The organism is Maricaulis maris (assembly GCF_049116555.1).
GTDB lineage: Bacteria > Pseudomonadota > Alphaproteobacteria > Caulobacterales > Maricaulaceae > Maricaulis > Maricaulis maris_C.
This window is the reverse complement of sequence record NZ_JAGDYT010000012.1, coordinates 75316-87132: the sequence shown is the minus strand read 5'-3', so window position 1 is coordinate 87132 and position 11817 is coordinate 75316. Positions and strand designations below refer to the sequence as shown.

General features: G+C 61.7%; 17 protein-coding genes and 1 tRNA gene. 11 read left to right on the top strand and 7 right to left on the bottom strand.

Going from position 1 to position 11817, the window contains the following annotated elements; all coding sequences use genetic code 11:
* Positions 1-159: 159 nt before the first annotated feature.
* Positions 160-639, bottom strand: coding sequence for a nuclear transport factor 2 family protein (locus tag JXQ94_RS13395; RefSeq protein WP_421924293.1), 480 nt, complete (start codon positions 637-639; stop codon positions 160-162).
* 90 nt (positions 640-729) lie between these two features.
* Positions 730-885, bottom strand: a complete 156-nt coding sequence (locus JXQ94_RS13390; protein ID WP_421924292.1) for a hypothetical protein — start codon at positions 883-885, stop codon at positions 730-732.
* A gap of 88 nt (positions 886-973) precedes the next feature.
* On the opposite strand from JXQ94_RS13390, the gene JXQ94_RS13385 reads away from it, so the two are divergent.
* Positions 974-1882, top strand: a complete 909-nt coding sequence (locus JXQ94_RS13385; RefSeq protein ID WP_421924291.1) for a lipid II:glycine glycyltransferase FemX — start codon at positions 974-976, stop codon at positions 1880-1882.
* A gap of 31 nt (positions 1883-1913) precedes the next feature.
* Positions 1914-2477 (top strand): molybdopterin-dependent oxidoreductase, encoded by a 564-nt coding sequence (locus JXQ94_RS13380; RefSeq protein WP_421924290.1) that lies wholly within the window; start codon positions 1914-1916, stop codon positions 2475-2477.
* A gap of 2 nt (positions 2478-2479) precedes the next feature.
* On the opposite strand, the gene JXQ94_RS13375 is transcribed toward JXQ94_RS13380, so the two are convergent.
* Positions 2480-3805, bottom strand: a complete 1326-nt coding sequence (locus JXQ94_RS13375; RefSeq protein ID WP_421924289.1) for a S41 family peptidase — start codon at positions 3803-3805, stop codon at positions 2480-2482.
* Positions 3806-3970: 165 nt separating this feature from the next.
* Between JXQ94_RS13375 and JXQ94_RS13370 the strand changes: the two genes are divergently transcribed.
* A complete protein-coding gene (locus JXQ94_RS13370) occupies positions 3971-5584 on the top strand; it encodes an alanine/glycine:cation symporter family protein (protein WP_421924287.1) in 1614 nt (537 codons plus the stop codon).
* 50 nt (positions 5585-5634) lie between these two features.
* Here the strand turns inward: JXQ94_RS13370 and JXQ94_RS13365 are convergent, their stop codons facing one another.
* Positions 5635-6030, bottom strand: coding sequence for a VanZ family protein (locus JXQ94_RS13365; protein WP_421924286.1), 396 nt, complete (start codon positions 6028-6030; stop codon positions 5635-5637).
* 19 nt (positions 6031-6049) lie between these two features.
* Here JXQ94_RS13365 and bioB point away from each other — a divergent pair, with 19 nt between their 5' ends.
* Positions 6050-7057 carry a biotin synthase BioB gene (gene bioB / locus JXQ94_RS13360; RefSeq protein WP_421924285.1) on the top strand — a complete coding sequence of 336 codons (1008 nt, stop codon included), beginning with the start codon at positions 6050-6052 and terminating at the stop codon, positions 7055-7057.
* Positions 7058-7086: 29 nt separating this feature from the next.
* Positions 7087-7368 (top strand): 4a-hydroxytetrahydrobiopterin dehydratase, encoded by a 282-nt coding sequence (locus JXQ94_RS13355; RefSeq protein ID WP_421924284.1) that lies wholly within the window; start codon positions 7087-7089, stop codon positions 7366-7368.
* Positions 7369-7389: 21 nt separating this feature from the next.
* Here the strand turns inward: JXQ94_RS13355 and JXQ94_RS13350 are convergent, their stop codons facing one another.
* Positions 7390-7836 carry a flagellar basal body-associated FliL family protein gene (locus JXQ94_RS13350; RefSeq protein WP_421924283.1) on the bottom strand — a complete coding sequence of 149 codons (447 nt, stop codon included), beginning with the start codon at positions 7834-7836 and terminating at the stop codon, positions 7390-7392.
* Positions 7837-7894: 58 nt separating this feature from the next.
* On the bottom strand, positions 7895-8521 hold the full coding sequence (locus tag JXQ94_RS13345) for a helix-turn-helix domain-containing protein (protein ID WP_421924282.1): 627 nt from the start codon (positions 8519-8521) through the stop codon (positions 7895-7897).
* Positions 8522-8751: 230 nt separating this feature from the next.
* Between JXQ94_RS13345 and JXQ94_RS13340 the strand changes: the two genes are divergently transcribed.
* A complete protein-coding gene (locus tag JXQ94_RS13340) occupies positions 8752-9168 on the top strand; it encodes a response regulator (RefSeq protein WP_421924281.1) in 417 nt (138 codons plus the stop codon).
* A gap of 145 nt (positions 9169-9313) precedes the next feature.
* Here the strand turns inward: JXQ94_RS13340 and JXQ94_RS13335 are convergent.
* Positions 9314-9393: transfer RNA gene (locus tag JXQ94_RS13335), tRNA-Ala, on the bottom strand.
* A gap of 118 nt (positions 9394-9511) precedes the next feature.
* Here JXQ94_RS13335 and JXQ94_RS13330 point away from each other — a divergent pair.
* The 5 genes from JXQ94_RS13330 to JXQ94_RS13310 all read left to right on the top strand — a co-directional run.
* Positions 9512-9811 (top strand): YggT family protein, encoded by a 300-nt coding sequence (locus tag JXQ94_RS13330; RefSeq protein WP_421924280.1) that lies wholly within the window; start codon positions 9512-9514, stop codon positions 9809-9811.
* The gene (locus JXQ94_RS13325) at positions 9812-10144 is read left to right on the top strand and encodes a DUF167 family protein (protein ID WP_421924279.1); all 333 of its coding nucleotides are present in this window, start codon (positions 9812-9814) and stop codon (positions 10142-10144) included.
* On the top strand, positions 10125-11021 hold the full coding sequence (folD, locus tag JXQ94_RS13320; RefSeq protein ID WP_421924278.1) for a bifunctional methylenetetrahydrofolate dehydrogenase/methenyltetrahydrofolate cyclohydrolase FolD: 897 nt from the start codon (positions 10125-10127) through the stop codon (positions 11019-11021). The genes JXQ94_RS13325 and folD overlap by 20 nt, the downstream gene beginning before the upstream one ends.
* A 71-nt stretch (positions 11022-11092) precedes the next feature.
* On the top strand, positions 11093-11509 hold the full coding sequence (locus JXQ94_RS13315) for a response regulator (protein ID WP_421924277.1): 417 nt from the start codon (positions 11093-11095) through the stop codon (positions 11507-11509).
* A 100-nt stretch (positions 11510-11609) separates the two neighbouring features.
* On the top strand, positions 11610-11817 hold a 208-nt coding region (locus JXQ94_RS13310; protein ID WP_421924276.1), incomplete at its 3' end, for an AIM24 family protein.

Sequence of the window (11817 nt, the reverse complement as noted above, 5' to 3'; positions counted from 1 at the left end):
TTCCATCCCGCGAGGTGCGCCATTTCCTTGATCTCACGGCAACTCGTTTCGCTCGCGCCTCCGGTGGGGCGGGCTGGCCGCCCGGTGCGCAGTCGCGCTTGCGAACCCTGAGGGTCCGCGGTGGCGACTGCGCGGCCTTTCGGCTTTAGTCCTTCGTTATCAATCCATTCCGCTGGCTCGGCGGGCCTGCCAGGTGTCGGCGTGTTGCTGGAAGGCGATGGCCTGGCCGTCCTGGATCGTCCAGACATGGACAAATTGGGCGTCCATGGCTTCGCCGGTCGCGATGAACGTTCCGGTATAGCGTCCCATGACGGCGACCCGGTCGCCCTGGGCAATCATGCTTTCCGGCACGGCCGCGAACCCTTCCCACTCCGTCACGACGCGGCCGATCACGCCTTCGAGTACGGCGTCCGGACCGATATAGGGATTGTTGTCGGCATAGGGGTAGTTCTCGGCTTCATTCCACACGATCTCGGCGTGAAGAAGGCCGGCAAAGGTCGAAATATCGCCCACGGCGAAGGCGTCATAGATGGCCCGCGCCACGGCTGCGCTCTCGGCGTCTGTTGTGTCTGATGTTTCGGTCGGCGCGCTGCAGGCGGCGATCGCCAGAACGGCCAGTGCGGCCAGAATTCGTCTCATGTCTTTTCCCCCAAGGCATTGGAGCCGCCACTCAAGCACGCCAACCATCACATGTCCCGCCAATTCACATGAGTCCTGGACCCGTTCGGATCAGCGCAGACACCAGAGGCCGGTACAGACGCCGAAGATTACCTGCATGGCGAGGTCGAGCAAGCCTGTGAACACAAGCAAGGGAAGGCCGACATAGAGAAAGCCCAGCCACACGGCCATCAGGGTCAACCGTGGCTCGGCGATAGTGTGGCCCATGACAGTCTGGGGTCGCTTTCCAAGCATCGCTGCGTCCTTTCGGTTATGCTTAACTCTCATTAACCGGATATCCCTAACGCTTCCTCCCATGCAAATCGATTTGGATATCGGCCAGCCGACATGGGATCTCGCCCTTATGGCCCGGCCCGCAGCGCTCCAGCAGGATTGGAGTTATGGGGAGGCTGTGACACGGCTGGGCGGACGGGTCATTCGCGCCGGGCTGGTGGATGAGGGTGTGCTGATCGGCCTCGTCCAGTTCACAGCGCGGAAAATCGCCGGCCTGGTCGACATGGCGCTGTGCACCCGTGGCCCGGTCTGGCTGGAGAGCGTCTCAGACGCAAAGCGCCAGCAGGCCTATCGCTTGCTCAAGACCGGCCTCGGCCTGTCGCGGCCCCGCCTCGTCATGATCACACCGGACGAGGCGCTTGATGCCGGTACGCGGCGTTTAAGCCGCGTGATGACGGGTCATTCCACAGTGATTCTGGACCTGACCCAGGACCTTGACGCCTTGCGGGCCGGCTTTGACCAGAAATGGCGGAACAATCTCAAGGCAGCAGAGAAATCCGGCCTCTCTGTCGTCAGCAATGGCACCAAGCTGGCCCAATATCGCTGGCTTCTCGCCAGCGAGGAGGGGCAGCGTGCCGCGCGAGGCTATCGGTCCACGCCGGCCACCCTCGTGCCGGAATTTGTCGAGGCCAGGCAGGCCCGCGACAGTCTTCTCATCCTGCGTGCGGATACCGGCAAGCAGAAGCAGGCCGCGATGCTGTTTCTGGTCCACGGCTGTTCCGCTACATACCAGATTGGCTGGCTCGACCATGAGAATGCGCCCCGCGGTGCGCATAACTTCCTGCTCTGGAGCGCGATCGAACAGTTGCGGGCACGCGGGGTGCAACAGCTGGATCTGGGCGGAGTGAATACGACTTCGGGGGCTGGCATTGCGCGTTTCAAGATCGGCACGGGCGGTCGCGTTGTGACGCTCGCCGGAACGTATTTGTGATGACACCGGATCCGCTAGAAAGGGACACGGCATGCGCTTCATGACCGGCTTCGTCGCGCCAGCCCTGCTTGCGGGCGTCCTGGCCGCTTGCCAGCCAACCGCCGAGACAAACCGGGTCGGGCCCGACCTCGTCACCTTGCACGGCCCGCTCGCGCAGTATGATCGCGGCGGGATGCAGGCGGCTGAAGAGCCTCTGTTTGCCAGTTACGGTCTCGCCTTCGAGCGCGCGCTCGGCTTTACCGCGTCCGAGCTGGCCGCCTTTGATCCCCTGACGCTGGACACCGACTTCCCGGCTGGCAGTGATACTCACAGTTTCAGCGGGCCGCTTCTCCGCGATGTCCTTGCCCTTGCGGGGGTGAGCGACCGTTCAGTCCGTGTCACCGCGCTCGATGGCTATCAGCGCGATATTTCCGCCGACCGCTATCAGTCTCATGACGTTATCCTGGCCCTGTTTCAGGATGGCCGCCCGCTGGGGATAGGCGGACGCGGTCCGGCCATGCTGGTCTGGCCGCGGGGTACGGATCCCGCGCTGACCGGAATGAATGATGATGACTGGGTCTACGGAGTTTTCGCGATCGAAGTTCTGACCGACTGATCTCAGTCTGTTCGGACATTCCCGATCACCCGACCATCGGCGAGGTGCAGGTCCATGCGATCCGCGGGACCGGAACCACCGATCACGAAAATGAAGCGGGCATCATCGTCGTCCTCGAGCCGGAAGCGATGATCGCCGAGCGATTGAAGGGCGGCACCGGGGCGACCGTCGCGGCTATAGATCAATTGCCCGTCTTCAACCGAGAAGCGGCGGATCCCGTATGTTCCGGCGTAGCGGGCCAGTGCGGTTTCGCTCAGCGAGACGGGCTCTGCATTGGCATTCAGGCCTTCCAGGGCCCACTCCAGGGTCAGGCGCGCTCCGTCATCGATGCCGGACTCCAGCAAGGTCGCATAGGCATTGGCGAGCGCGGTATCGAGCGCGTCACCGGCAGCGGTCTCGATGTGTGGCTGCACGCCCGTGCCTTCCCAATTGGTGCCGGTGATCGGGTTTTGTGCCGACCCGGTTGAGACGAAGATGGTGAAGCCCGCCTCGGTCAGGAAGGTTCCACCCGGATTGCCGGCGCCATAGGTGGACTCGCCGATAAGGGTGGCGCGCTCGAGAGCCTTGAGATGATAGGGAAAGGCTTCACCGGCAGATCCGGTCCGGGCGCTGGTCAGGACATAGAGCGGAATATCGGGGCGATTGCCTGCCGGGTGGGAGGGCAGCGACCACATCTGGTTGGGATATGCATAGTCCCGCGACACGAATGTGTTGATCAGGGTCTGGCCGCCTGGCTGGAGGAAGTGGCTGACCAGGTATTGCACCATTGAGGGTGCACCGCCCCCATTCTGACGGACATCAAAGATCACCGCATCGGTTCCGGCGATGAATTCGAGCGCCGCGCGGGCCGTCGATTCCGCCGGTTGGATTGGAGCGAATTGGCGCAGGTCGATATAGCCGATATTGCCGGGCAGGATCTCGACGCTGGCAAAGCCGAAATTCTGGCGGCGCAGTCCGGCCCAGCGATCGCCGTCAGACGGGCGCGGGCGGCTCTCGCGGGGGGCGTTGGCAGCGGCGACCGCCTCCGGTCCGATATAATTGACGCCGAAATGGCGGTCTTCTTCCGACAGGCGAGCGGTCAGGGCAGATGCCAGGGTCTCGGCCTCATCAATGACGTCGAATGCGCCGTCGGCACTCGCTGACCGCAGGCCTTCGGCTATTTGCGCCGCGCGTTCGGCGTCGAAGAACTCGTCCTCGATCACTTGTGCGAGAGCGGAGACGGCTGCGTCGCGCTGTGCGTCACTGATGGATGTCTGAGCTGAGGCGGTTGATGAAAACGCGAAAACCAACGCGCCCGAGACCAAGCCTGTCGTGATTTGTTTGATCATTGTGACCCCCTGTTGGTCCGCAAGCATCCGTCGAAACCAAGCTGACTCAACTTAATTGGGGTTCATGAGGCTGCAATGGAGGCGAATAAAAGCCTTTCAGGCATGGACCGGACTGCCTAGTGTGCTGCCGATCTTCAATCTTGTCCGGGGAGGGGACACGTTTTCATGTATCAGGAATCTACCGCGACGGAGGCTGCTTCGACCGACGGTATGACCGCGCTCTACGAAACGGTCGTCGGCGGCATCGAAACCTTCAGTGATTTTCTCTGGGGCGGCAATTGGGGTGACCAGGTCATCCTGCCTGTCGGTCCGATCACTATTCTCCTTCTGGGCACCGGCCTGTATCTGATGATTGGCTTGCGCTTCATGCCGCTTCGTCAGCTGCCGCGTGCCTTCCGTTCGATCTTTACAGGCGGACATGACAAGGAAGACGGCGCGATCTCGCCCTTCCAGGCGCTCGCAACGGCCCTCTCTGGGCAGGTCGGCACGGGTAATCTCGCTGGCGTCGCGACCGCGATCACGCTGGGCGGACCTGCCGCGATCTTCTGGATGTGGATCACGGCCCTGGTCGGCATGGCCTCGGCCTACGGTGAATCCATGCTCGCCGTGCGTTATCGCGAGCATCCCAAGGACGGCAATTCCAGCGTCGCCGGCGGCCCGATGTACTACATCAGGAACGGTCTGGGTCGGAGCTGGATGTGGCTCGCCGTGCTGTTTGCTGTCGGCACCCTGTTCTCGGCTCTGGCGACCGGCAACATGATCCAGTCCAACTCGTTGACAAACGGCCTCGTGACGGCGCTGGGTAATGGCGGCCTGATGGATCCGGACGCAATGTCCTCGAAGATGATCGTCGGCGCCATCCTCGCCGTCGTGACCTTCATCGTGATCATCGGCGGCATCAAGTCGATTGGCTCCGTGGCCGGTCGAGTCGTGCCGGCCATGGCCGTCACCTATGTCCTGGTCGCCCTGTTCACCCTTGTGATCAACATCGGGGAAGTGCCGGCAGCCTTCATGTCGATCTTCCAGGGTTTGTTCGAGCCGCAAGCTGCGGCCGGCGGCTTCCTGGGCGCTTCGATCGCCGCGGGCATCCGCTTCGGTGTCGAACGCGGCCTGTTCTCCAATGAGGCCGGTCAGGGTTCTGCTCCGATCGCCCACGCTGCCGCTCGTACCAAGGACCCGGTCCAGCAAGGCAAGATCGCCATGGTCGGAACCTTCCTGGACACGATGGTGATCTGCACCATGACCGCGCTGGTTATCCTCACAGTGACCGGTGACTTCGTCTACAATGAAGCCGGCGAAACGATCGGCTATGCCTGGCAGGCCGGACTGGAAGGTATTCAGGTCACGCAGGGTGCCTATGCTTCGGCACTGCCGATGGGTGATTGGTATATCGCGTTGATCCTGGCCTTCTTCGCCTTCACCACCATTCTGGGCTGGTCCTATTATGGTGAGCGGGCAATCGCCTTCCTCGGCGGTGAGAAGATGGTTCTGCCTTTCCGCCTTGTCTGGGTGGCGTTCGTTTTCATCGGCGCGCTGCAGCAGGTTGATGTGATCTGGCGGTTGGGCGGTATCGCCAATGCGGCGATGGCAGCCCCGAACCTCATCGCCCTGCTCTTGCTCTCCGGAGCGATCTTCAAGATCACCAAGGAGCATGATGCCAAGATCGTCGATGGTTCGCTGGATGTTGATTACGATGCCAGTGCACATGTCGACGACGCTCCGGCTGCCGAGGCCGATGGCGAGACTGAGGTCAAGCCAGAGGACAAGCCGGAGAGCTGATCCCGCGCTGAGTGCTGAAATGGAGAAGGCCCCGTTTTACGGGGCCTTTTTCATGGCCGCTTGGCGACGCGTCTGACGAAGAGAATAGCCAGTACGCCCAGCAGGATTCCGGCCAGATCAGCAAGGAAGTCAGCCAGCGAGGCCGTACGCCCCCCGTCTCCCATTGCCTGCAGGAGTTCGATTGTGGCGCCATAGGCTGCGAGCCAGAGCGCATGCACCCAGAGCGGCCACGACACGATGCTGATCCGGGCGACCAGCATCAGCACCAGAAAGGCGACGGCATGCTGAAGCTTGTCCAGGCCGAACATGGTGGCGGGCGTCGCCAGACTCGGTGTCAGGGCCAGATTTGTAATCAGGAAAAGCAGGGTGAGAAGTACGATTCTCGCGCCCCAGCGCAGTCCCGCATCTGGACGGGCCGCCAATGTGTTTCTAGGTTCCGCTGACATCGCGCCGGAGTGATCCCCTATGACCAATATGCTCAATTATCCTGATCGCCTGACCCAGGCCCGTACGGACTGGACACGTGAATCGGCCGGTGAAATCTACCGCGCGCCGTTCAACGATCTCATCTTTGCGGCGCAATCCGTGCACAGGCAATGCCATCCGGCCAATCAGGTGCAGACCAGCCAGTTGCTGTCGATCAAGACAGGTGGCTGTGCCGAGGACTGCGGCTATTGCAATCAGTCGGCGCATTTCGACACCGGGCTGAAAGCCTCCAAGCTGATGCCGTTGGATGATGTCCTTGATGCGGCGAAAAAGGCCAAAGACGGAGGCGCGACGCGTTTTTGCATGGGTGCGGCCTGGCGTGAGCTGAAGACTCGCGATGAAGACGTGATCTGCGACATGATCACCGGCGTCAAATCGATGGGCATGGAAACCTGTGTCACGCTGGGCATGCTGACCGATGACCAGGCCGTCAAACTGCGTGATGCGGGACTGGATTATTACAATCACAATCTGGATACGGCGCCGGAAGATTATGGCCGCGTGATCTCGACCCGGACCTATCAGGACCGGATCGATACCCTGTCGCGGGTCCGAGGCGCCGGCATTCATGTCTGCACCGGCGGGATTGTCGGCATGGGCGAAGACGAAGCCGCCCGGATCGGCCTGCTCACAGAACTGGCCTCAATGGATCCGCATCCGGAGAGTGTGCCGATCAATCACCTGGTGGCCGTTCCAAATACGCCGCTGGGCGACAGCAAGCCGCTCGACGGCATCGAGTTTGTCCGCACGATCGCGACGGCCCGCATCCTGATGCCGCGCTCGATGGTCCGCCTGTCAGCCGGCCGTGAGGGCATGAGCCGCGAATTGCAGGCGCTGTGTTTCCTGGCCGGTGCCAACTCGATCTTTGTGGGCGAGGAATTGCTGACCACGCCCAATCCGGAACAGCACGATGATTTCGACCTGTTCAAGGCGCTGGGCATCGAGCCGATGACGCTTGGGGCGGATGGTTCGGTTCCCGCCGAATAGGCGCGAATACACGAGGCCGGGAGGCAGATATGACCAAGATCGGGGCGCAAGCCGCGCTGGACCAGCTGACCGGCTGGCAGGCCGTGGATGGACGAGACGCCATTCGCAAGGTCTTTGAATTCAGCGATTTCAATGCGGCCTGGGGTTTTATGAGCCGGGTCGCCGTGAAGGCGGAGGCCATGAATCACCATCCGGAGTGGTTCAATGTCTGGAACAAGGTCGATGTGACCCTGACCACGCATGATGCGGGTGGAGTGACCGGGCTCGATGTCGAGCTTGCCGGCTTCATGGACAGCATTTCCGGTCTCTGAGAAATCCGTAGCGGTCGCGCCTCAGTCGGCGTGGATGATGATCATCCCGATGAGGACATCGGCGCCCTCCTGACCGAGCGTCATGTCGGTTGCTTCCTGCAGGATCTGCGCGATCCGGTCAGCGTCGGGCACATCGCCGAAGCTGTAATGCATGCCTGTATAGATCGACAGGGCAGAGACATAGGCATTGCGCAGGCGCGGCATGTAGCGCTCGACCCGATGCCGAATGCGCGGGTCCTCGATTTCCAACCCAGCCTCGATCTGAAGGATGCCACGCGCCCGGCGGTTCGCCTGCACCGTCGCCGTCAATGGCGGCAGCGGCATATAGGTTTCCGACGACGTGATGGTGCGGTGGCGGCTTTCCTCCGAGGACTCGCTGGAGGCCGGCGGGCTCGCCCAAGCGGCCATGCCTGGATTGACCAGGATCAGCATCAGTCCCAAAAGGGCCGACAGGAGGCGGGCGGTCATCGACATGCCACCTGACTAGCATGCGGCGGTAAAGGAAGCGTTCCCGTGCGGGGACAGGCTAGACGGTTCGGCCTGCAAGCGGTTCGGATTCCAGCGTGTGCACTTGCAATGGTTTGCCACGCCGCTCGAGCTCGGCCTCGAAATCGGTGGCGCTGAGCGGCGCCATTCCACAATGGACATACCACCCGCCGGCGCCCGAGCGAATCGGGGTCAGAATGCCATGCCAAAAGTTGATGTGCTGGTCGATCTCGGCTTTCCAGATGGCGTCGATGGCGAGGACCTCGCCATTGAAGATTCCGCTCTGGAGCGTTTCCATGATCAGGGCTTCGCCATTGCGACTGGCATCCTTGCGCACGGTCTGGCCGACATCGATCTGGCGAAACTGGGGGTGTTCGCGGAAACCCTGCGACAGCGCGACATAGCGCACCGTGTCCAAATCGGGCTGGACGAGGCAGGCGACATGGGGATTGAAACGGATTGTGGTCAGGAATCCGTCAAACAGGCTGCGATTGTCCGGCCGTTCGATCAGGGCGCGAATTGTACTGATGGTGTCCGGATGCGGGATGGCCGTTCCAGCCTCGATCCGAGAGACCTGAGGCTGACTTATTCCGAGCTGATCCGCCAGACTTTGCTGGTTGATGCTGGTCTGCGCCCGAAACTCCCGTAAAGCCTTGCCCCAATCCAAAGCCGGCCCCTCAACGCAGCCCCAATTCCAATACTAAAAGTAGGAGTATATTCCGGGCGGCGGGAAGCAAGTCAAATTCCCAGCTGAGTGTGAGCTGGAACACAGGCGACCTGAATTGGCCCATGCCAGCATGGTGCACACTTGCGACGCGCGGCCGCTATCGACTGCGTGATGGGGAGCGATGTCGACGGGCGCCAGACGGTATCCGAACGGCAGGTGTGAGTGTGGCCATGAAGACCGTTTTGCTGGTTGAGGATTGTGAAGACGACATCGATCTGGTGCGAATTGCGTTCGAGCGGTATTCAAACGCCGTTCGCCTGGAGGTCGCGCGATCCGGCGAAGCGGCGCTTGATCTGTTGCGGTGTCGTCAGGTCGGTGACCCTCCCAAGCTCCCCGTCTGTATCCTGCTCGATATGTGCATGGCGCAGGGCGATGGGATCTGGCTGCTGCGAGGACTCGAGGATGCGCCTGGCCTGCGCGACATCCCTGTCATGGTCATCAGCGAGACCGGGGACATGCTCCGCCCTGCACGTACTTTCGGCAATGTTGTGGGCGCTACCCAGAAGCCTGCGCGTCAGCATGAATTCCGAAAACTTGTCGAGGATCTGGCGCGTCTGGCCGGAGCCATGCCTCAGACAGTTGGCTAGGACCGGTTTTGGCTGAGCTGGACGGGACGGTCACGTTCGGGGTCTGCGCCTCGCGCGTACGACTGCGGCTCTGGCCACGTGTCCGGCGCTCGCGCCGTCGCTGATGAAACGCGCCACGCCGGGCGTAGCGGAAGCGATAGGGAAGTGGTGGAGCCGAGGGGAATCGAACCCCTGACCTCGTCATTGCGAACGACGCGCNNGCTCTCCCAACTGAGCTACGGCCCCGAACCAAGCAGGCACCTACTTTTCCGGTGCTGTGGTGTCAAGCATGCGCCGCTGGACCTTGGCGCACATTGCGGGCTAGAAGCGGGAGAAGGCGAACGCTGGCGAAAGAAGGTAGTCCATGTCACCGATCGACGGTCTGATCATCTATATCATCCACCCGCTCCTCAGCCTCCTGTGGCTGGTGGTTATCATCGGCATCATCCTGAGCTGGCTGATCAGCTTCAACGTCGTGAACGGCCACAATCAGTTTGTCGGCACGATCTGGCGGATGACCAACGCGATTACCGAGCCTCTTCTTGCGCCCATTCGTCGTGTCCTGCCGCCCCTGGGGGGGATGGATTTCTCGCCAATCGTCCTGATCCTGCTGATCGGTTTTGTGCAGGGTTATGTCCTCAACGAGTTGATCCGGATCTTCTAGGTGGAGCGCGTCACGGCCGCCGTTGACGCCGTGACGCTCCAGGTCCGACTGTCGCCGAATGCCTCGCGCGATGGCGTCGAGGCCTGGCGGACAGATGCAGCCGGGCGGGGCCATTTGACCGCGCGGGTCCGGGCTGTTCCCGAGAAGGGCAAGGCCAATGCAGCGCTGATTGCGCTTCTGGCCAAGCAATTGTCTATTCCCAAGCGCGACATTGATGTGATACGCGGCGCGGCATCGCGTTTGAAGACAGTCCGGATCGCGGCCGCAGGGCCGGTTCAGGCCCGACTCGTCGCCCAACTGGAGGCTTTCGCGGATGAGCGCACACCTGATTGATGGCAAGGCCATTGCCGCCGAGATCGATGCCCGGGCCGGTGAGGTCGGGGCGGAACTGGCCAAGGCGCTGGGGCGACCGCCCTGCCTCGCCGTGGTGCTGGTGGGCGATGACCCGGCCAGTGACGTCTATGTCCGCAACAAGGTTCGTCGTACCGAGGCAGCCGGGCTGACCTCGATCGAGATGCGAAAGCCTGCCGATGTGAGCGAGGTCGAAGTCATCGAGATCGTCGAGGGTCTCAATCGCGATGACAGTGTCGACGGCATTCTCGTTCAGATGCCCCTGCCGGGCCATATCGACACCAATCGCGTTATTGGTCGCATCGATCCGGACAAGGATGTTGACGGTCTGACCGAGGTCAGCGCCGGCCGCCTGGTGCTGTCCAAGCCGGGCCTGCGCCCGTGCACGCCGGCCGGCTGTGTCTTGCTCGCCGAGCGGGCGCTGGGAGACCTGTCCGGCAAATCGGTTGTCGTGGTCGGTCGCTCCATCCTGGTCGGCAAGCCGGCTGCGCTTCTCTTCCTCGAGAAGAATGCCACCGTCACGATTGCCCATTCCCGGACGGCCGATTTGCCGGCGTTGTGCCGGACCGCCGATATTCTTGTGCCCGCTGTTGGTCGCCCGCAAATGATCCGTGGTGACTGGGTCAAGCCGGGGGCCTGCGTGCTCGATGTCGGGATTAATCGCATTGATGCGCCGGAGCGGGGTGAAGGCAAAGCCCGGCTCGTCGGCGACGCTGCATTTGACGAAATTGTCGGGCATGCGGGTTGGATAACGCCGGTTCCAGGCGGAATTGGGCCGATGACGATCGCAATGCTGCTTAGAAATACTGTTATTGCTGCAGGGCTTAGGTCAAATCAGCCTCTGCCGGACGGTTTTTGATCGCACTTGCGTGTTTTCGTAAAGGGTTCGATAACGCAACCTGCATAGAATATGAGCGTAGGGAGGAAATCATGAGCAACCAAGCTTTGCGCGTTCTGCATGTGGAAGACGATTTCGCCGATGCGATGCTTGTCCAGCATGCTGTCTGTGAGGCCGGTGATCTCGAGATTTCCTTTGAAGTGGCGCGGACGTTGAAGGACGCCAAGCGCGGCCTGTCCCGCGGGAGTTACGATCTCATCCTGCTCGACCTGCGCCTGCCGGACTCGGTGCATCCGACCGATACGCTCGAGACGATTCAAGCCTGCGCCGGGGATACGCCTGTCATGATCCTGTCGGGCTCGATGATTGTTGATGAAAGCCATCTGCCCGACAGCATTGCGCGGGTCGACAAGAATTCCAGCTTTCGCAACAACAAGGGCGAAATGCCAACGCATCTTGCCCATATGATCCGCGAAGCGGTCGAGTCGGCCGATTATCAGGCGATCTAGGCCCGCGTCCACCGGTCGCAATGCCGTCCGGCCTGTTTTCCCTTGTTCCTGATGAGCCTCGCTCTAACCTTGCCGCATCCAATGTGACAGGGAGAGCGCAATGAGTGATGCTGACGAGATCGACTACGAGATCGGCGGGTCGGATATCCAGTATGTAGAAATCGAACTTGATCCGGGCGAGAGCGTTGTCTCTGAAGCCGGAGCGATGATGTACAAGGCTCCCAGTATCGGCATGGAGGCGGTCTTCGGGGACGGCTCCCAGAAGAATAAGGGCGTCTGGGGTGCACTGGCCGGCGCCGGCAAGCGCC